We start from the raw sequence: 20,890 nt of genomic DNA, 5'->3' as shown, positions 1-20,890 counted from the left end.
TATAACATAAAATTCCTTTCCTAAACCCAAGAAGAAAGCTGCCTCATTTGAAATTATCCTTTAATTTGAGGCAGCTTATTATTCATCAGCTGGGAGCATATTCGTTGATTTTTTCTCGTGTATTTTCAAGTTCAGTTTCAGGAACATTCAGATAGTATATATCATTTATATACGTATCTTCCCCTTTCATCTGATAAGTTTCCATATCATGACGGGCACTCCGATAATTGGTGGCCAAGTTTTTCATATCATCAAAATTCATATTAGTAGCCGCGTTATCACCAAGGACATTCATAATGTCATCGATTTTATTGGCTACGTTAATACTTGCGCCTTGATTGATCGTGCCCTGGATAACATCACGCTGTCTATCATTACGTCCGGCATCACCTTCTGGATCGTCCTTTCTCATGCGTACATAAGCAAGTGCCTCTTCTCCATTCAGCTTAAGTTCTCCTTCGTCAAAATTTTCGCCGCCCTGAGAGAAGGCTTGATCGTTCGTAACCTCAATCCCCCCAACAGCATCAACCATTTGAGAAAGGCCTTCCATATTCATACGAACATAATAATCCAAATCGATCTCAAGAAAATCTTCTACCGTATTCACTGACATATCACTGCCGCCGTAGGCATAGGAATGGTTTATTTTGTCCGTCATTCCCTCGCCTGCAATCTCCGTGCGACTATCCCTTGGAATACTGACCATTTGCATGCGATCATTTGCCGGATCAAGAGACAATACAATCATAGTGTCAGCTCGTCCAGAATCATTTTCCCGTTCATCCACACCTAGTAATAAAACGTTAATTGGCTCTTCTTCCTTAACTTTCTCTTTCGTCTCATCATTATCTATACCACTTACTTCTTCATGAATCTCGTCGTCTACTGTCGTTTTTACATTATTAAAAACAGAGTAGAGATAGGCTGCCCCGCTTCCTGCTAATAATAAAACAACAGAAATAATGACGAGAAACCAAGTCTTTTTCTTCTTTTTTCTTTTATTAATTCGTCTTGAAGCCATAAGAACCTCCTACTTCATTAACTATTCAATAAAATATACACCATTAATATCTAACATAAATGTATTGTGATTTCAAAGATCATCCGCAGCCCCAACGTGTATACAATACGTATAAAACGCTTAAATTAAGACCTAAACTTGTAAGATAATGCATTTGTTACTATAATTATGATACTTTATAATTTAATGTATAATTCTGAATACTTTTAAAAATAAAATACGAAATGAGGTGAAAAGTTGGACTATACTATATCCCCATTAGGTGACCAGGCCATTGTGTTGACAATAAGTAAAGAGATCAATGAAGAAGCCCAGCGTAAGGTGCAAATTCTATCTAAGCAGCTGGACGAACAGCAGCCTGACTGGATGATCGAATATATCCCTGCCTTTACGACAGTGACCATTTTCTACAGTCCGACAATGTTAGCCCAAGAAGACGTACTGCCCCATCAAGCTGCAGAAATGGAAATAGAGAACCTCATGTCCAGCATCACTACAGAGACGGCCGGTGAGCCGAGGACTATCGAAATTCCAGTTTGCTACGGAGGAGACTTTGGCCCAGACCTTGAATTTGTTGCTGAACACAATTCACTTAGTATAGACGAAGTCATAGACATTCATAGCTCTGGAGATTATTCCGTCTATATGATTGGATTCGCACCAGGATTTCCTTTTATAGGGGGAATGTCGAAAAAAATTGCTGCTCCCCGCAGAGATTCCCCTCGATTAACGATTCCAGAACGTTCAGTAGGGATTGCAGGAATGCAAACAGGAGTGTATCCGATAGAAACCCCTGGAGGCTGGCAGCTGATCGGTAGAACGCCTAAGAAGCTCTTCACACCCGAAGCGGACACCCCTAGTCTCCTCCGAGCTGGAGATAAAATAAAATTCAAGCAAATCAGTGAAGAAGAGTATGTAAACTGGGAGGAGCATTCAGATGATTAAAATTCTGAAAGACGGACTGTTGACAACGATTCAGGATCTTGGCAGGACAGGTTATCAGAAGTATGGAGTCATTGTAAGTGGAAGCATGGACACGTACGCTCATCGTCTGGCTAACCTGCTAGTCGGCAACGAGGAAGAAGAAGCACTCCTAGAAGCAACACTGCTCGGACCCGTGATCGAATTCAATCAAGATACGGTGATTTCCATTTGCGGAGGTGACTTGTCACCCGACATCAATGGGGAAAAGGTCGGGATGTGGAAGACGATCTTTGTAAAGTCAGGAGCTGTCTTAAAGTTCGGTAAGCCTAAGACCGGCTGCCGTGCTTATATCGCTATTGCAGGCGGTTTGGATATTCCTAAAGTAATGGAAAGCCGCTCCACTTACATACGCGCCCAAATCGGAGGATATAAAGGGAGGCCGCTGCAACCAGATGATGTCATTCCTTTAAAGAGATCCTCTGCAGATAATTCACATTCACAGGGACGTAGAGAAGATCTACTTTTTAAAGAAACAGATTGGACCATTGCTTCAGACATGATTCCAAACTATACCTCACGTCCAGTCATTTCATTGATTAAAGGACCTCAGTTTGAATGGTTTAAAGAAGAAAGCCAGAAAGCCCTATATTCTGAATCTTTTAAAATCTCCTCTCAATCCGATCGGATGGGCTATCGAATGGAAGGTGCATCGCTTTTCTTGAAAGCCAAAAAGGAACTGATTTCTGAAGCCGTAGCATTCGGGTCTATTCAGGTTCCACCGGATGGTAATCCAATTATATTATTAGCTGACCGACAAACGACCGGTGGCTACCCAAAGATAGGACAAGTCGCAAGTGTAGACCTGCCTGTTCTATGTCAAACCAAACCAGGAGAGCAGCTTTCTTTTAAAGAAGTTTCTCTCGAAGAAGCGCAGCAAGCTTATTTAGAGCAAGAACACTCCATTCAATTATTGAAGCGTTCTATTTCATTAAAAATAAAGGAGGCATTTTCATGAGTTTTTCAGTGGATATCAACTGCGACATGGGAGAAAGCTTTGGTGCTTATGAGATTGGAAGAGATGAAGAAATACTAGATTTCGTCACTTCAGCTAATATCGCCTGCGGATTTCATGCAGGCGACCCAGCCACTATGAGAAAAACGGTAAAATCAGCGATAGAAAAAGGAGTCGGAATTGGTGTCCATCCCGGCTTACAGGATCTTGTCGGTTTTGGCCGCAGAAATATGAGTATTTCTCCAAAAGAAGCATATGACCTTGTCGTTTACCAAATCGGGGCATTAAGTGGTTTTGTTAAAGCAGAAGGCGGCCAGCTTCAGCATGTAAAACCACATGGCGCTCTCTTTAATATGGCTGCTAAAGATGCATCTTTAGCAGAAGGAATTGCTGAAGCTGTCTACGATGTCGATTCCGAACTTATTTTATTCGGGCTTTCCGGGAGTGAACTTGTGAACGCCGGCAAGAAAGTCGGGTTAAAGACAGCCAATGAAGTCTTCTCCGACAGGACTTATCAATATGATGGATCTTTGACGGCACGTACAGAATCCAATGCTCTCATCACTGATTCTAATGAAGCGATACAGCAGGTTGTACGAATGATAAAAGAAAATAAAGTAAAAACAGTACAGGGAGAAGACCTATCCATTTTGGCTGAAACCATTTGTATCCATGGTGATGGCGTTCATGCCCTTGATTTCGCCAAAAACATTTCATCCACTTTAAATGAAGCGGGAATTGAAGTGAAAAAAATCAAAGATATACTATAACAACATAGGAAGGAGAACATCTGTGAAAAAATCGAATCGAAGTATATTAATAGGTGCTGCTATGCTGATGGCGACCTCAGCTATCGGGCCTGGTTTTCTAACCCAAACAACGGTATTTACTGAGCAGCTGTTGGCAAGTTTTGGATTCGTCATCCTCATGTCCATCATTATCGACATCGGAGCGCAAACAAACATTTGGCGCATCATCGCTGTCAGTGAGAAAAGAGCCCAGGACATTGCAAATGATGTCCTGCCAGGCTTGGGCTACTTTTTGGCTGCTCTTATAGTAGCCGGAGGACTTGCTTTTAATATAGGAAATATCGCCGGGGCAGGACTTGGTACAAATGTACTGTTTGGTATTTCTCCTCAACTCGGAGCAGTATTAAGCGGTATCTTAGCTATTGGAATCTTTTTAGTAAAAGAAGCGGGTCGTGTCATGGACCGTTTCACACAGATTCTCGGATTCGTCATGATCGGACTTACTATCTATGTCATGTTTACTGCTCAGCCTCCAGTAGGAGAAGCGGTCACTAAAACATTCGTGCCTGACACCATTGATTTTCTAGCCATCGTTACTTTAGTGGGAGGAACTGTAGGTGGATACATTACCTTCGCTGGCGGACACCGTTTAATTGAAGCGGGTTTGAAAGGAAAATCAGCCTTACCAGAAGTAACTAGAAGCTCCGTTTATGCCATTGGAGTCGCTTCAATAATGAGAGTTTTTTTATTCTTAGCCGTGCTAGGGGTCGTGTCACAAGGCTTTGCATTAGATGAAGGGAACCCTCCAGCTTCAGTATTTCAATTAGCAGCAGGAAATATCGGGTATAAAATGTTCGGTGTGGTCATGTGGGCTGCTGCAGTAACCTCTGTAGTAGGGGCAGCTTATACTTCGGTTTCCTTCATACGAACTTTCAGCCCTACATTAGAGAGAAACCACAGATATTTAACAATCAGCTTTATTGCCATTTCCACTCTTGTATTTGCGTTTGTCGGCCAGCCGGTCAGCATCCTCGTTCTCGTAGGTTCAGTAAACGGTCTTATTCTTCCTATCGCTCTTGGAGTTATGCTTATCGCAGCTCATAAATCTAAAATTGTCGGGACATATAAACACCCGATTTGGATGACTATATTTGGTATTATCGTCGTCATTTCGATGTCTTATATGGGAGTCTATACTCTTATTGATGGAATCCCTTCATTATTTGAATAATAAAAGTGAAACAGCCGTGGCGAATGTCACGGCTGTTTTTCATCAAATATAAACTCCATCGTTTCTTTTTGAGCATTTGCTTCATCAATCGTTATAACACCGATTTTCACCTTGTGATCCAATACTTCGTATAATTCAGTCAAATACTGATCTCTGAGTCTGTCGTCTTTTGACAGCACATTGTAAAGTGCCTCTTCATTTGCTTCATGAGGACTTTCCCCTAACGCCTCTACAATTTTAATTTCTAAATCATGACTCATGATCCATTCCCCGTCTACAAAGCGGATCGTCGAATCCTCTATTTCTTCATCTAAAGTCTTATGAACCATATCTATATCCGAATACTCAACTCCACAGCCATTCATTAACAATAGCATTAGAAACGCTACTAAAATCTTCATGTCAATTCCCCTTTGAATTAGATTGGGCGACAATCTGTGACATGGTCTTTAACTGGAGGCTTCACGAAGAGACAAAATATTTCCCCGGAAATAACTATATTGAATTACAGGTAATGATAGTAATCTATACCCCAATATTTGATAAAACAACAAAAAACCATCCAATTTTTAAAATTAGATGGTTTTTTATAGAGATTCAAGATTTGCTTTTATGAATTATAGTCTTGAATCATTTCATTAGCCTTTTGCACTTCAGACTCTGGCACTTGCAAGTAATAAATATCATCAATTCTCGTGCCGCTTCCTGTGATTTGGTAGGTAGATATATCTTTACGGGCACCGCGATAATTAGTCGCAAGATCACGCATATCCTCAAACTGCATATTTGTAGCGACGTTACCTCCAAGAACATCCATAATATCACCGATCTTATTCACAGCATTTATGTTTGCCCCCTGGTCCAAAACTCCTTGAATCACTTGGCGCTGGCGTTCATTCCTTCCTGCGTCTCCCTGAGGGTCATCGTACCGCATCCTAACCCAGGCCAGTGCTTCTTCCCCATTCAAATTGATTTCTCCTTCAGAAAATGATTCCCCCGAATAATCGAAGGCAAAATCATTATCCACTGTTATACCACCGACAGCATCTACTAATTGTCCTAAACCTTCCATATTCATCCGCAAGTAATAATCCAATTCGATATCAAGGAAGTTCTCTACTGTATCAACAGCCATATTGCTGCCACCAAAAGCGTAAGCATGGTTGATTTTATCATCAAAACCCTCACCTACAATTTTAGTTCTAGTATCACGTGGTATACTCACCATTTGTGATCGTTCATTTTCAGGATCGAGCGTCATTACAATCATCGTATCAGATCGCCCTCTATCATTTTCCCGCTCATCTACCCCTAGTAATAGGACATTGATTGATTCTTTTGATTCTACTTTTTTCTTCGTTGCTTCATGATCTATTCCAGTAACTGTTTCGTGGATATCATTATCTACAGTTGATTTCACATTATTATAAATTGAAAATAAGTAGGCTGTAATTCCTACCCCCAGGAGCAAAACAACTGTGAGTGTAATCCAAAGCCATTTTTTGCTCTTCTTATGTTTTCTCACTCTTCTTTCCATTCGTACACCCCTTCATTCTATATATGTTCATTATAGAATACTTAAGACTTGTTTTGTAAGGTATTTTAAATTTTTTGTCATAGATTGACTATTAATGTCATTAAAAATCCCCCGCGGGTATCACCCGCTGGAGGAATAGGTTAAAGTACTTTACTTAAAAATTCTTTCGTTCTTGGATTATCAGGATCCCCGAATAATTTAGATGGCTCGTTCTCTTCCATGATTACTCCTTCATCCATAAATATGACTCGATCACCCATTTCACGGGCGAATCCCATTTCATGGGTAACCACCACCATGGTCATACCTTCTTTAGCTAAATTCTTCATAACCTCCAATACATCGCCCACTAGCTCAGGGTCAAGAGCTGAAGTCGGCTCGTCAAAGAGCATGATTTTCGGGTTCATAGCAAGTGACCTTGCAATCGCTACACGCTGCTTCTGCCCACCGGACAAGCTTTCGGGATATACGTTCGCTTTGTCGGATAAACCTACCTTCTCAAGGAGCGGTCCAGCTGCTTTCTCCGCTTCCTCTTTACTTATCCCCTTAATTTTCTTCGGTCCCAACGTTATATTGTCCAATACAGTCATATGTGGAAAAAGGTTAAAGTGCTGAAATACCATTCCGACTCTTGAACGCACTTCGTTAATATTGACATTGGGATCGGTTAAGTTCTCTCCTTCGATGTAAACCTCTCCACCCGTCACTTCTTCTAATAAATTCAAACAACGAAGCAATGTGCTTTTTCCAGATCCTGAAGGTCCTATGACACATACGACTTCTTGCGGGTTGACTTCTAAGCTGATGCCTTTTAGTACCTCGTTCTTTCCAAAGGATTTATGCAAGTCTCTTACACTAATCATTAGACATCCAATCTCCTTTCTACTTTTCTTAAGTAAAGCGATGTCGGTACAGTAATAGCCAAGTACATAAGACATACCATAGTCAACGCTTCAAATGCAGCGAACGTCAATCCGTAGTATTGCTGTCCCATATAAAGCAATTCACCAACTGCTATAACTGAGAAAAGAGATGTGTCCTTCAAGCTGATGACAAATTGGTTCCCTAGCGGCGGAATCATTCGTTTAAAAGCCTGCGGCCAAATGATATATCGCATAGTTTGGTTTTTTGTCAGACCTATCGATCGTCCGGCTTCGCTTTGGCCTTTGTCAATAGAATAGACCGCTCCACGGACAATTTCTGCTATATAGGCTCCTGCGTTCAATGCGATTGCAATAATTGACGCAGTAACTTTATCAATATTAAATCCTAAAACGTCTGGCAGTCCAAAATATATGAATAATATCTGTGCTAAAATTGGTGTTCCCCTGAGTACTTCCACATAAATAGAAGATATACCATATATGATTTTACTTTTTGATAAGCGGCCCAATCCGAAGATCGCCCCTAATATAAATCCAAACAATAAACCTACTCCTGTAATAAGGAGCGTATAAACTACACCCTCCAGCAAAAAGGGCATAACTCGCATGTAGTGACTTTCCATGAAAGCATCCATATGTAAATTACTCTCCTTATGACTTACTCTTTTGTATTCTGCATGTGTTAGTAATTAGAAAGAAAAGAGCGCAACAAGCCTAGACTTGCTACGCCCCTGGTTATAATGATTTATTCAGAGGATTCAGTATCATACTTACGCTCACCAAACCACTCTTCGTAAATATCATCGTATCCGCCGTTATCGATTAATGTTTCAAGTGCTTCGTTGACGTCTTCTACAAGTTCAGAATCTTTAGGAAAAGCAATCCCATACTGTTCCCCTTGCAGTACGTCACCTACGGTTTTTAAATTCTCCGCATCATTTGCCACATAGTATTGAACGTTAGGTACATCGTACATTACAGCATCTACACGCCCAGCTTCTAAGTCCATGTAGGCTTCCACGATGCCTGGAAATGTTTCTACTTCTGCATCAGGATGGTTGTCCTGTAAGTATGTTTCACTAGTGGTACCTGAACGAGTAGCTACCACTTTACCTGCTAAGTCGTCTTCAGACTCGATATCTGTATTATCTGCATGCACAGCCAGCATCAAACCTGCATCATAGTATGGATCAGAGAAATCGATAGTTTCAGCACGTTCGTCCGTGATAGTCATCCCAGCTATACCGATATCGTATTTTCCTTGCTGCATTCCTGTAACCACACCATCAAATTTCATAGACTCGATTTCTACTTCAAATCCTGCTTCTTCTGCGATCGCACGGATCAAGTCCATATCGAACCCAGTCATTTCTCCTGTTTCTTCATCTAGAAATTCAAACGGCACGAAATTGTTATCTGTTGCTACCGTGTATGTTTCCCCGCCAGAATCACCTGAATCGCCTGAATCACCCGATTCACCATCTTCAGAGTTATCACTTGTTCCACATCCCACTAATAAAATAGATAGAAGAACGCTTAATAAAATCCAAATCAATTTGTTACTTTTCATCTACTTTCTCCCCCTTTTAAGTTCAAAATTTATTATCTCAAAGTTTACTAATCTTGTAAATATTCTGAATAAATCTATTTTTAGTAAAAAACACGCATATTTATACATGAATTAAGTATTAAACACTTCCAGCCAAATAATACTCTTGAATAATCGATTATTCTACGTTTCTCTAAATTTCTAATAAAAGAAAATATGAATCGACATCTGTACAAACATAGTCAAATCCCACTTTTTTATCGTTCTATCTTATGATTTATCAATAAATTCATCTACTTTAATTAATTAAAATAAGTATTATTAATGGTTATATAGAACTAAAATTAATAACATAATCAGCTCATATCAAAAAAAATAACCCATCTCAAAACGAAAAGGGTTGTTGGACATATAAAGTTATGCTGTCGGAGGTTACACACTGCTTTTAATTTTATTTTGATACATAGCAAGGCCGGCTTCCTCTATAAGGTCATCTAAATCAATATATTCAGTATTTCGAGATGTTTGGACTGTTTCCGTTATGTTTAACAGCGGGCAGAGCTCCGGGAAATCACTCCCTTTCCCCGCCGCCCCTGAACTCACTCACCCAATGTCTCGAACTACCCTTCCATATTGTGGAATAAATCACTTATCAATACCAACAACAACCTTTAACATAGCCTTTTAAAAAGAAGGAAATAAAGGAAGATTTACCTTCATTTACTTCTTGTTGTTCATCCCCTTTTTCTTTCTTCTAACTGGTCTGTGATGAGCATATGTCCAGGGGCATGGGATATCATAATTTCGGGTCTTGCATGCAGACAAACATTTTGGGGCGTCACACCACAGGCCCAAAATACAGGCACACGTTCTTCGTCATTAAATGAAATACTTTCTCCATAATCTGGATTGTGTATATCATAGATTCCAATCTCTTCAGGATGCCCTATGTGCACGGGACCTCCATGGGAAGTTTGAAAGTGTTCAGTAATTTGAGAAGCGCGTTCAATTTCATCTTGTTTTAAAGCCCTCATACTGACCACCATATTACCTTCGAAATTTCCTGCTTTCTCGCATGGAATGTTCGTTTTATACATAGGGACGACACGCTTTTGCTGTTGGTGAAGAAGCTCTATCCCAACTTCAAGCAATGCTTTTTCAAACGTAAAGCTGCACCCGATCGAAAAAGTCACAAGATCTTCACGCCAATAATCTTGGATGTCATCCACTTCTTCCTTAAATTCACCATTGCGATAAATCCGATATTTGGGAAGGTCCGTGCGAATATCCGCATCAGCGACTTTTGGCTTTGTTACTCCGGCCTCTAGTACATCTACTACCGGACAAGGCTTTGGATTCCTCTGGCAGAATAATAGAAAATCAAACGCAAATTCTTTCGGTAGTGTTATCATATTCGCCTGCAAATAATTGTCGCACATACCTGAAGTAGTTCCGTTTTCTTCTTGTTTTCTGAATAGCTGACGCTGATCATAGGGTTTCATAGCTCACAACCTCCTCTCCCTTTTAATATACCAAATAATAGGATTAGAATAAGCAAAAAAACACGACTTGTCGTGAAGTCGTGTTTTTTCCTTATGTTTTCGAAGCTACTTTCAAATGCAATCGATAAAATGCTGAGAAGGCTAAAAAAGCTACAAGAGAGCCTGTGAACAATGGTATCAATAGTGGAAATATATAAAGACTGATATACAGAATAATTCCAGAGCTGATAACTATAGTCAAGAACAGCAAAGGACTGCCTATAGTCATCAAGAAAGCTTGCTTGAATGAGGCACGCAGCTTTATATCATAATGTACAAGGACATTAAAGAAATTAATAGTAAATACGAACAGTAAAATTCCCATCACTAGAAATGCATTCATCAAGAAAGTGTTACGGCTTGAGAAATAATAAACATCTGCAGCAAGAACGCCCCAGAGGACTACAAATATTATTCCCCCAAACATACTCTGCACGTAATTATCTTTATAATGTTTCAAATATGAATATTCGATTAACCCCTCTTCTTCTTTTCTCACCCACTCCCGTGCTTTAGCGAATAACGCAGTTGTAGCTGGAAAAAACACAAAGGGAGCGATACATGCTAATGGAACTAATAAATAAGCGATCATTTCGTTGGTTTCTATGTATAATAAACTGAGAAGAAGGAGACCTACCGGCAAATTGAACAAGGCCCATTGCATATTCCCGAGGGTGAACCTCGTAATCCACTCACTAACTACATAGAATCCACCCATAAAGCCTGATCTATTCGCCATAGAAATCACTCCTTCTTCTCAACTGTTAGGCCCACCACATATCTGCAGGCGGTTCTTCGATGTTAACTGCTTTCAAGTTCTTAACGGCTTGGTTAAAACCCTCGCTAATCGACATAATCGGGTCTTCGTGCTCAATGCTGATGACATAATCATATCCATAAGTTCGAAGGGCACTTACAATATTAGACCATTCCTGGATCCCATGTCCATACCCAACAGAACGGAAGCTCCACGCTCTAGTTTTCACTTCAGAATAAGGCTGCATGTCAGTTAAGCCATACATGTTGACGTTCTCCTGATCGATGTACGTGTCTTTAGCATGAAAGTGATGGATAGCATCTGCTTTTCCAAGGATTTTAATGGCTGCTACCGGGTCAATGCCCTGCCACCATAAGTGACTCGGATCAAGGTTCGCTCCAACAGCATCATTTGTAGCTTCGCGGAGCTTAAGCATAGTGTAAGGTGTATGCACAAGGAATCCAGCATGAAGTTCGAGTCCTATTTTTACTCCGTACTCTGCTGCAAAATCTCCTTGTTCTTTCCAATAAGGAATCAATTTTTCATTCCATTGCCATTCAAGTATATCGGAGTATTCAGCAGGCCATGGTGTGACAGGCCAATTAGGCGACGTATCCGTTTTTGAACCTCCGGGTGTCCCTGAGAACGTATTAACGACCGGCACATCAAGCAGGTTGGCTAATTTGACCGACTTAACGAATGCTTCGTGGGATTCCTCTGCGAATTTCTCATCAGGAGAGATAGGGTTGCCGTGACAGCTGAATGCACTGATCGTCAACCCTCTTTGATGAACCTTATCCAAGTATTCTTTTCGCTTCTCTTCACTTTCTAAAAGTTCATCCACGTTACAGTGTGCATTTCCAGGATAGCCTCCTGTTCCAATCTCAACAGCTTTTAATCCTGATTCCTTTGCTTTATCGAGCATATCTTCGAATGAAAGATCGGAAAACAATACCGTAAATACTCCTAATTTCATAAGTAATTCCTCCGTTCTTGTTTATGATAATTTAATACTTGTACCTGTTTCACTGCTTTTATATATGGCTTCCATCAGCTTTGTCACCTTTAACGCCTGTTCCGGCTTGACGACAAGATCTGCATTACCTAAGCATGCTTCGACAAAATTTTTCGCTTGGTTAAATCCTGCTCCAAGTTTGTCCTCAGGAATGTTAGGTTGACTGTTCCAAACCGCTCCATACTTCGTTTGATAAAGCTGGAACGGGTAAACGTCCATTCCGCCATCCACCCCTGAAATGCTAAGAGTGGTCTGGTCTTCTTTCACGTTAGCGGCCCAAGAACACTCAAACTGCATGGACAACCCATTCTTAAACGTGATATAGCTGGTCACATGGTCATCGACATCGAAGGTTTCATGATCAAATGCCCCCCAATCGTTTACCTGACCAGGAGTTTTGCTCAGCCGATCATACGTCTTACCGATTACTTCTACCGGTTCAGGATCATCGAGAAGCCATAAAGCTAAATCAAGCAAATGGCAGCCGAAATCGATTAGACTTCCGCCTCCTTGCAAATCTTTGTTAGTAAAGACACCCCAGCCTGGCACTTTTCGTCTGCGCATCGCTTGAATACGGCTGACCAGCGGGTCTCCAATCTCGCCCTGGGCAATCGCTTCCTTCGCAAGTTTAGCTTCAGGGGTATATCGGTAGTGATAAGCGATGGATAACAAGCGGTCATTTTTTTCAGCCGCTGCTATCATCGCTTCTCCTTCTTCTGTGGTAATAGCCATTGGTTTTTCACAAAGAACGTGCACACCGGCTTCCAGTGCGGCAATAGCTATTTCCGAATGAAACTTATTGGGCGTGCAAATGGTTACTGCATCGACTTCTAAGAATAGTTGATTATAATCTTCAAACACTTTTGGAATATCGAAGTTTTCGGCTACCAGGTGAGCACGATCCATGTTCACGTCCTGTACGGCTGTCAGTTCAACCTGGTCAACCATCCCTGCAAATGCCGGAATGTGACGTTCCTGTGCAATCCCTCCAACTCCGATGATTCCCATTTTAAACTTTGACATCTAATCACTTCGCTAACTGTGTAATTTTACGTGTCTCGCCAGATTCTAGAGCTGCTAAAATCACTTCGAGAGAACGCTTCCCTTCTTCTCCATCGATCAAAGGCTTTTTATCCTCCACGATTGCTTCTACAAAATGATCGATAACTCCCGTGTTGGTCTGGCCGCCTTCATCATTCGATTGAATTTGACCTAATTCGTATTTAACTGTTTCTCCTGAAGTGTACTGAGCGATTAAAGAGTAGGACGGATCATCCTCAAGACGAAGCATGCCCTTTTCCCCATAGATCACTGTGGAATTGTCTTCACCAGCGTTATACGCCCAGCTTGCGGTAAGGGTTCCTACGATTCCACTTTCTGAACGCAAGATACAAACCGCATTATCATCTACAGTAATTTCAGATTTAGCATTATTTTCAATAAAACCTGCTACATCTACAAACTCTTCTCCAAGTACATGTCGGAGAAGATCAGCCTTATGTACACCAAGGTCCCCCATTGCACCTATGAAAGCTTGATCTTTCTTGAAAAACCAGCTATTCTCACCATCAGCGCTCCAGCCTTCAGGACCGCCATGTCCAAAAGTGGTACGGAAGCTGTATATTTTCCCTAACTCACCGGCAGCAATCAATTTACGAGCTTTTTCGTGAGAAGCTACAAAACGCTGATTATGAGCGATCATTAATTTTTTACCATTTCGTTCTGCTGTTTCAATCATTTGATCAGCTTCCTCACGTGACGTAGCCATTGGTTTCTCACAAAGTACATGAGCCCCTGCTTCTAAAGCAGCGATGGATACAGGAGCATGCAAGTAATTTGGTAGACACACACTTACAGCATCTACTTCTTCCTTACTGAAAAGCTCTTCATAATCTGTATAGGATTTGGCTCCAAAAGCTTCAGCCGTTACCATTGCTCGCTCTTCAACGATGTCACACACCGCAACGATATCCACATATTTGTTTTCTTCATACTCCAATAAATGACGATTTTGCGCTATACTCCCGCAGCCAATGATGGCAACTCTTAAGTTAGACATTACCTGTTCCTCCCTCAGAAATTATTTTTCAGAAATGTGTTCAAGCGGTTGTGCGTTCCCGTATACATTCTTAGGTGTCCCGCCGTTATTCACCCATTTAACTCCATTACGGATCACTTTTTGTACATCTTCATGATAATAGGTCGGGTACGTTTCATGTCCGGGGCGGAAATAGAAAATCTTTCCGCGTCCTCGTTTGAATGTAGCTCCACTTCGGAAAACCTCGCCACCTTCAAACCAACTTACAAATACAAGCTCGTCCGGTGCAGGAATATCAAAATGCTCCCCATACATTTCTTCTTTTTCAATATCAATGTATTCCCCTAGACCTTCTGTGATCGGATGTGTAGGATCTACTATCCAAATACGTTCTTTGTCATCCGCTTCGCGCCACTTCAAATCACAAGTCGTACCCATCAATTTTTTGAAAACTTTAGAAAAATGGGCAGAGTGAAGGACAACTAGCCCCATTCCATCAAGTACACGCTGTTTTACTTTTTCAGCCACTTCCTCTGTGACCTCTTCGTGAGCTTTGTGGCCCCACCATACTAACACGTCCGTATCTTCAAGAACTTCATCCGTAAGACCATGCTCTTCTTCATCTAAAGTTGCCGTACGTACAACGTTTTCTTCACCTTCAAGAAAGCCAGCAATCGCGCTATGGATTCCTTCTGGGTAAATATCGGAAACTACCTTATTTTCTTTTTCGTGTCTGAATTCATTCCATACTGTTATATTCATCAATAATCACTCCTCCATTTAATTAGCATCCAATTCTTTTATACCGGGGCTGTAAGGTTTGCAAGAATCCCTTTCGACTATGCTCGTCGGGATAATTACACCTCTCTTGACCATTTCCGGTGTATGCAAAATATTAATTAAACCATCTGAAGCTTCGTACCCAAGTTGATAAGGATTTGTGTCCACAGTAGTTAATGGTGGATTAGCTAATTTTGCAATCATCGTATTATTAAATCCAATAATGCTTACATCATCCGGCACCTTAATTTGTATTTCTTGAAGTGCTGCCATTACTGTCAATCCATTATAATCGTCTGTGATCACTAGCCCTGTAGGTCGTCTCGGGGAATTCATCATTTTTTTTACCACTTCTTTTCCATTCTCCACAGAATCACTTAAGTCAATGCTTTGCACTGATTCAGGTTGAATGTCAATGCCGTGTTGTTCGGCCGCCAGCTTAAAACCCTGAAGGCGATCCTTAGCAACTTCAAACTTAAGATCCCCTCCGATAAAGCCCAAGTCTTTGTGACCATATTCAATTAAATAATTCGTGGCTTCTCGGGCAGCTTCAACATTGTCATTATCAACATACATGAATTTATTGGCCCCGAATAGAGGTTTCCCTACGACGACAAATGGAAAATCATGTTCCATTAAATAAGGAACTACTTTATCATCTTTTTTAGAGTATAGAACAATAATTCCGTCTACACGTTTTCCCTGGACCATTTTGACCACATCTTGAAATATGGTTTCCTCAGATTCACCTGTCGTCAGGTTCAAATTATAATCCCTCGTGTGACAGGCCTCACTGATCCCCTTAAGTATTTCTGAAAAAAACGGGTTCTCAAATGAATGGGTAGCAGAGTCTTTCATAACAATTCCAATAGTCTGCGTCGATTGGCGGACAAGCACTCGTCCATTTATATTTAAATGGTAGCCCATCTCCTCCATTATTTTCCTTACTCGTTTTTTAGTAGTTTCACTTATCCTTGGACTATCAGATAATACCCGGGACACAGTGGATGGTGCCACATTAGCTTTTTTAGCGACATCTTTAATAGTGACAGACACGTTCATCCACTCCTTGAAAGTTTTTTATTTTACTGCGCCCTCAGATACACCTTGTATAATCTGTTTCTGTGCGAAGAAGTATCCAATAATTACTGGGATGATCGCAATCGTCAAACCAGCCAGGGCCAAATGCCACTGTTTAGTATACTGCCCAAAGAAGAAGAACATTTTCAATGGAATCGTTGCATTTGATTCACTTAAAACAAGTGAAGGTAATAAGTAGTCATTCCAAATCCAGATGACATTCAGGATTCCAACCGTAACGGAAATTGGCTTTAATAATGGGAAGATAATGAACCAGAATAATTGGAAGCGGTTTGCCCCATCGATAATAGCCGCCTCGTCCATTGATTTAGAAACACCAGTCATCGCGCCGTGGTACAAGAAGATCGACAAGCTGCACCCGAAACCTAAATACATAAAGATCAAACCGCCGGCATTCAGCATATCTACCTGCCCGAATAATGCGACAAGCGGAATCATCACCGACTGGAATGGAATAAGCATAGCAGCGACAAATGTAAAGAACATAAACCCGCTCAGCTTACTTTTGTTTCGTGCAAGCGCATATCCCGCCATGGATGAGAAAAGGATGATGATCGCTACACTTAACCCCGTAACCAATGTAGAGTTGAATAATGACTTCAAAAACTCAAGATCGATGAAAGCTTCAACGAAGTTCTCAGTAATCCATTCTTCAGGAAGACCTAGTACCCCGCTGAAAATATCACGCTTTGTTTTGAAAGCATTGACAAGCATTAAATAAAAAGGAGAGATCCACAATAGGCCAAGAATGAGACCTAGTACTTCGATTGAGATTAAATTTCTCTTTTCATTGTTCTTTTTCATTACATCTCAACCTCCCGCTTCTTGTTGTAATACACTTGAGTCAGTGCCACAACAGATACAATTAAGAAGAAGATAACAGCTTTTGCCTGAGCGTAAGCCATATCGTTATCAGAAAACGCCGTGTTTACGATTTCCATTGCAACCATTTGAGTCTGGTTTGCTGGTCCGCCATTTGTAAGAGACAAGTTCTGATCATAAATCTTGAAAGCCATCGAAAGCGTTAAAAACATACTAATTGTGAAAGCTGGTGCAACAAGAGGGAACGTAATATTTTTAAAACGCTGGAATGCACTTGCCCCGTCAATTTTTGCCGCTTCGATAAGATCTTTAGGGATGTTTTCCAAATAAGCAATATAGATGATCATGATGTAACCAGCCATCTGCCAGCAAGTAAGAATGACGATTCCCCAGAAACCTGTGTTAGCTGTAGATAACCAGCCATTAAACCCTTCAATTCCTGTTAAATTACCGATATCTCCAAACACGCTGATGAATATGAACTGCCAAATGAAACCTAGGATTAAGCCACCAATTAAGTTTGGCATGAAGAAGACTGTTCTAAGAAGACTGCTGCTTTTTAGATTTCTTGTTACAATCAAGGCTAATCCTAAGCCGAAGATGTTCAATAAAATAACAGCAACGAAAGCAAATTTAGTAGTAAACCAAATCGAATTCATGAACTCGTCTTCCTGAAACAAGCTTATGTAGTTTTCCAAGCCAATAAATGCGGTTGCTCGGATACCATTCCAATCAGTAAATGAATAGATAAACCCATAAATGAAAGGGATAACGACGACAATTCCAAGACCCAGTATTACCGGAGTTAGGAAGAGCCAAAAGGCAAGGCTTTTATTTTTCATATTGTTTTCCTCCAATGCGGATCACGCGAACTTTATGAAAAAGTTTTGGCGAGTTATTTTATGAGAACGATTTCAGAAATATGGTGAAGTTGAACATCTCATCTATTAGGCTGTCTATATGTCTAAACACCCTAATAGAAAAGATATTCATAATGGTCACACCAAGGGTATGACTCCATACCCTTGGCGACCATAAAATCATTACTGTCTTGAGCTTTCCCAACCGGAGATTGCTTTTTCTTCTACTTCTTCCCACTCAATATCGCCGCCAAGGTATTCCTGCATGGCAGATCCAAGGGAATCCTCAGTCCAGGAAGTCGGTGCTCCCATGAATACCCATCCAAGTGTTTCTTCAGCAGATGCATATTCGTATACTTCTTGAGAAATCGGGTCAGCTATATTTTGATCTTCATAACCTTCGTAAGCTGGGATAAACTTGAATTCTTCCGTTACAAATTTCTTACCATCTTCAGAAGTGTACATCCAGTCCAAGAAATCTTTACTAGCTTGGATTACTTCTTCTTCAGACTCATTGTTTACAGCCCAGTTATTTGAAACTCCTACTGGAAGCTTTCCTTCTTGTCCTTCAACCGGAATCGGCAGAAGCCCTACGTTACTTTCAGCGAATTCAGGGTCCATGGATTCAATCGTATTATAAACCCAGTTTCCTTGCTGAATCATGGCTACATTACCAAGGGAGAAATGCTCTTCCACTTGTTGTGAATAATCAAGACTCAGCACTGGTCCTACAGAGTAATCCGCCTGAAGATCTAAGAAACGCTTCATTTGATCTCCCTGTTCAAACTCTACCGTGTCCGCTTCATAAGCAGTATTTAGGTTGTTATCAAATTCTGTAGCAAGGAATGTATTGGCTAAGTGGTTTCCAAGTACCCACTGCTCTTTAGCTGGTAAAGCGAAAGGAGCTTCGATCCCAAGATCATCCTTTTGTTCATCGATCGTTTGGACAGCTTCTTCTAAGTCGTCCATAGTTGTAATTGATTCAGGGTCAATCCCTGCATCTTCAAAAACTTGTTTATTATATAGAAGCCCGTAGCCTTCCTGATTAAAAGGAAGTCCTAAGATCTCGCCATCGCGATCAACTGCTGAAAGCGTTCCCTCCAGTGCTGCGTCTGCAGCTTCTGTATCAGAAAGGTCAGTCAAAAATTCTTCGTACTCATCTACATCAGCTGGTCCCCCAACGTTGAAGATGTCAGGTTCTTCACCGGATGAAAATGATGTTTTCAGGGCCTGTCCGTAATCATTACCTCCACCAACGGTTTTAACATTGATATTTACATCTGGATTTTCTTCTTCATACATTTCCGTCAGTTCCTCAAATTGATCCTTGAACTCTACTTTGAATTGGAAAATATCTACTGTCACTTGATCCTCTGATCCACCTGAATCTGAATCACCTGAGCCTGATGAAAAGGAACAGCCTGCTAAAACAGTTGAAGCTAATAACGCTGAAGCAACTCCTGTATAAAACTTTTTCTTCTGCATGTACTACACTCCCCTATCAATAATTCGTTTGTAATGAATGCGCTTCCACTACCCACTAAAAAAATATGTCTTACCGCCTGCTAGTTTACTAGATTGATCATCACTCACTTTAGAAATGAAATTTCATGCGCACTCGTTTGCATCAAGATATGTAGCAAAAGTGCACAAGAAGCGTGAATGCGCTTCAACTTTATTACTGCCAGTATTGATAGCGGTTTAGTGAATACGTTTGCACAAGTTCATTAAACAAACTATACCATGTGCTTTTTTAAAAAACAACATCATTTTCTTCATAAATATTAGTGGATTCCATTTGTAATAATAAGGAAAAATAAGCCCTTCTCAAGCGTAACAAGGGATTCAAGGCAAACGTTTTCACAAATAGCGTTTTTAAATTGCGCTTAATTTTTTCATTGAACTATTGAATAATAAGAATTTTGGCAGAAAATTTGGATTTTACTAGTATGTTTTGTATGATCAAAAAGAATACACATGATCTTATATTTCAGAAAAGAGGGTTTCTATGAAAACAATACCAGTAGCCGTGCAATTGTATACTTTACGAGATGAAACCGAAAAAGATTTCGAAGGAACATTAAGGAAAGTAGCTGATCTCGGGTTTGAAGGTGTTGAATTTGCCGGGCTTGGCGATTACACAGCTAAAGAAATGAAGGATTTGATTGATGAACTGAACTTAAAAGCTGCCTCTAGTCATGTTCCGCTTGAACAGATCAAAAATAACCTCACCCAAGTCATAGAGGTGCAAAAGACGCTGGGAAGCAAGTTTATTGTATGTCCCTATTTTGAACCTGAGAGTGAAGAAAATTATAAGGAGCTTATCTCCTTGTTAAAACAAGCCGGGGAGATGTGCAGCTTGGAAGGGATAACATTGTGCTATCATAACCATGACTTTGAATTAGAAAGACTTTCTGATGGAAGAACGGCGCTTGAAACAATATTTGATGATACAGAAAAAAACACCCTGAAAACGGAGTTCGACATCTACTGGCTCAAGAAGGCAGGCGAAAGCCCATTAAAATGGATCGACCGTTATAAAGGGCGCACCCCCCTTGTTCATCTTAAAGACATGACAAAAGATTCCGAAAGGTTTTTTGCTGAATTGGGTACTGGTGGAGTCGATGTGGATGCCGTATTGGCAAAAGGTGAAGAAGCAGAGGTGCAATGGTGGATCGTTGAACAGGACGAGAGTCGACGTACTCCATTGGAAAGCCTGGAAATCAGTATGAACTATTTGAAAAAGAAACTCCCCCATCTATCTGAATAATGTATGTAACTACTATAAAGAATTTTCCATCCCAGTAGAAAGTTCCTGTACTGTGAAGGAAATAAAAAACGTGCTGAATTATTACACTGAAACAAAGTTTGTGTAGCACCTAATAAAAAAACGCTTGGATTTAAAAATCGAGCGTTTTTTTGTTGTTCCATTGTCTTATTCCACTAAAGCTCCCTTTAGTGGAAGGCTCAGTTTCGAGACTTATGTATGGGGATATGGTGGCTTTAGAAAACGGATCGCTTTCCGTGGGCATGTGGTGAGCTTCCTCAGGCTTCGCCTTCCGGGATCTC

General features: G+C 40.7%; 21 protein-coding genes. 5 read left to right on the top strand and 16 right to left on the bottom strand.

The genetic code is table 11. The annotated features are described in order from the left end of the window. Positions 1-85: 85 nt before the first annotated feature. Complete coding sequence (locus O2Q26_RS09855; RefSeq protein WP_289215747.1) at positions 86-1,021, bottom strand: LCP family glycopolymer transferase; 936 nt, start codon at positions 1,019-1,021, stop codon at positions 86-88. A 237-nt stretch (positions 1,022-1,258) separates the two neighbouring features. Here O2Q26_RS09855 and pxpB point away from each other — a divergent pair, with 237 nt between their 5' ends. From pxpB to O2Q26_RS09835, 4 genes are all read left to right on the top strand, one after another. Beyond that, positions 1,259-1,966 carry a 5-oxoprolinase subunit PxpB gene (gene pxpB, locus O2Q26_RS09850; protein WP_289215746.1) on the top strand — a complete coding sequence of 236 codons (708 nt, stop codon included), beginning with the start codon at positions 1,259-1,261 and terminating at the stop codon, positions 1,964-1,966. Continuing rightward, a complete protein-coding gene (locus O2Q26_RS09845) occupies positions 1,959-2,960 on the top strand; it encodes a 5-oxoprolinase subunit C family protein (protein ID WP_289215745.1) in 1,002 nt (333 codons plus the stop codon). The genes pxpB and O2Q26_RS09845 overlap by 8 nt, the downstream gene beginning before the upstream one ends. Then, complete coding sequence (locus tag O2Q26_RS09840; protein WP_289215744.1) at positions 2,957-3,727, top strand: LamB/YcsF family protein; 771 nt, start codon at positions 2,957-2,959, stop codon at positions 3,725-3,727. The genes O2Q26_RS09845 and O2Q26_RS09840 overlap by 4 nt, the downstream gene beginning before the upstream one ends. 67 nt (positions 3,728-3,794) lie before the next feature. Next, positions 3,795-4,937: an NRAMP family divalent metal transporter gene (locus tag O2Q26_RS09835; protein ID WP_289216022.1), complete on the top strand. Its 1,143-nt coding sequence runs from the start codon at positions 3,795-3,797 to the stop codon at positions 4,935-4,937. A 26-nt stretch (positions 4,938-4,963) separates the two neighbouring features. Here the strand turns inward: O2Q26_RS09835 and O2Q26_RS09830 are convergent, their stop codons facing one another. From O2Q26_RS09830 to O2Q26_RS09760, 15 genes are all read right to left on the bottom strand, one after another. Then, positions 4,964-5,338, bottom strand: coding sequence for a hypothetical protein (locus O2Q26_RS09830; protein WP_289215743.1), 375 nt, complete (start codon positions 5,336-5,338; stop codon positions 4,964-4,966). Between the two features lie 209 nt (positions 5,339-5,547). Beyond that, complete coding sequence (locus O2Q26_RS09825; protein ID WP_289215742.1) at positions 5,548-6,474, bottom strand: LCP family glycopolymer transferase; 927 nt, start codon at positions 6,472-6,474, stop codon at positions 5,548-5,550. Between the two features lie 140 nt (positions 6,475-6,614). After that, complete coding sequence (locus tag O2Q26_RS09820) at positions 6,615-7,337, bottom strand: amino acid ABC transporter ATP-binding protein (RefSeq protein WP_289215741.1); 723 nt, start codon at positions 7,335-7,337, stop codon at positions 6,615-6,617. Then, positions 7,337-7,993, bottom strand: a complete 657-nt coding sequence (locus tag O2Q26_RS09815; RefSeq protein ID WP_289215740.1) for an amino acid ABC transporter permease — start codon at positions 7,991-7,993, stop codon at positions 7,337-7,339. Before O2Q26_RS09815 ends, O2Q26_RS09820 begins: the two co-directional genes overlap by 1 nt. Before the next feature lie 110 nt (positions 7,994-8,103). After that, positions 8,104-8,928 carry a glutamine ABC transporter substrate-binding protein gene (locus O2Q26_RS09810; protein ID WP_289215739.1) on the bottom strand — a complete coding sequence of 275 codons (825 nt, stop codon included), beginning with the start codon at positions 8,926-8,928 and terminating at the stop codon, positions 8,104-8,106. 713 nt (positions 8,929-9,641) lie between these two features. Next, entirely contained in the window at positions 9,642-10,409 is a 768-nt protein-coding gene (locus tag O2Q26_RS09805) for a putative hydro-lyase (protein WP_289215738.1), read from the bottom strand. Positions 10,410-10,500: 91 nt separating this feature from the next. Next, positions 10,501-11,187 carry a YesL family protein gene (locus O2Q26_RS09800; RefSeq protein WP_289215737.1) on the bottom strand — a complete coding sequence of 229 codons (687 nt, stop codon included), beginning with the start codon at positions 11,185-11,187 and terminating at the stop codon, positions 10,501-10,503. A gap of 25 nt (positions 11,188-11,212) precedes the next feature. Next, entirely contained in the window at positions 11,213-12,181 is a 969-nt protein-coding gene (locus O2Q26_RS09795) for a sugar phosphate isomerase/epimerase family protein (protein WP_289215736.1), read from the bottom strand. 21 nt (positions 12,182-12,202) lie between these two features. Continuing rightward, the gene (locus tag O2Q26_RS09790) at positions 12,203-13,243 is read right to left on the bottom strand and encodes a Gfo/Idh/MocA family protein (protein ID WP_289215735.1); all 1,041 of its coding nucleotides are present in this window, start codon (positions 13,241-13,243) and stop codon (positions 12,203-12,205) included. Positions 13,244-13,247: 4 nt separating this feature from the next. Further along, complete coding sequence (locus O2Q26_RS09785; RefSeq protein ID WP_289215734.1) at positions 13,248-14,279, bottom strand: Gfo/Idh/MocA family protein; 1,032 nt, start codon at positions 14,277-14,279, stop codon at positions 13,248-13,250. 21 nt (positions 14,280-14,300) lie between these two features. Further along, on the bottom strand, positions 14,301-15,020 hold the full coding sequence (locus O2Q26_RS09780) for a ThuA domain-containing protein (RefSeq protein ID WP_289215733.1): 720 nt from the start codon (positions 15,018-15,020) through the stop codon (positions 14,301-14,303). 18 nt (positions 15,021-15,038) lie between these two features. Beyond that, the gene (locus O2Q26_RS09775) at positions 15,039-16,094 is read right to left on the bottom strand and encodes a LacI family DNA-binding transcriptional regulator (RefSeq protein WP_289215732.1); all 1,056 of its coding nucleotides are present in this window, start codon (positions 16,092-16,094) and stop codon (positions 15,039-15,041) included. A gap of 24 nt (positions 16,095-16,118) precedes the next feature. Beyond that, entirely contained in the window at positions 16,119-16,943 is an 825-nt protein-coding gene (locus O2Q26_RS09770; protein ID WP_289215731.1) for a carbohydrate ABC transporter permease, read from the bottom strand. Continuing rightward, positions 16,943-17,803: a carbohydrate ABC transporter permease gene (locus tag O2Q26_RS09765; protein ID WP_253935500.1), complete on the bottom strand. Its 861-nt coding sequence runs from the start codon at positions 17,801-17,803 to the stop codon at positions 16,943-16,945. The genes O2Q26_RS09770 and O2Q26_RS09765 overlap by 1 nt, the downstream gene beginning before the upstream one ends. A gap of 201 nt (positions 17,804-18,004) precedes the next feature. Next, positions 18,005-19,306: an ABC transporter substrate-binding protein gene (locus tag O2Q26_RS09760; RefSeq protein ID WP_289215730.1), complete on the bottom strand. Its 1,302-nt coding sequence runs from the start codon at positions 19,304-19,306 to the stop codon at positions 18,005-18,007. A 523-nt stretch (positions 19,307-19,829) separates the two neighbouring features. On the opposite strand from O2Q26_RS09760, the gene O2Q26_RS09755 reads away from it, so the two are divergent. Next, on the top strand, positions 19,830-20,591 hold the full coding sequence (locus O2Q26_RS09755; protein WP_289215729.1) for a sugar phosphate isomerase/epimerase family protein: 762 nt from the start codon (positions 19,830-19,832) through the stop codon (positions 20,589-20,591). Positions 20,592-20,890 lie beyond the last annotated feature (299 nt).

Source organism: Halobacillus campisalis (assembly GCF_030345335.1).
GTDB classification, from domain to species: domain Bacteria; phylum Bacillota; class Bacilli; order Bacillales; family Halobacillaceae; genus Halobacillus_A; species Halobacillus_A campisalis.
Note: the sequence above shows the minus strand (reverse complement) of the source record. Positions and strands in the feature narration are given on the sequence as shown.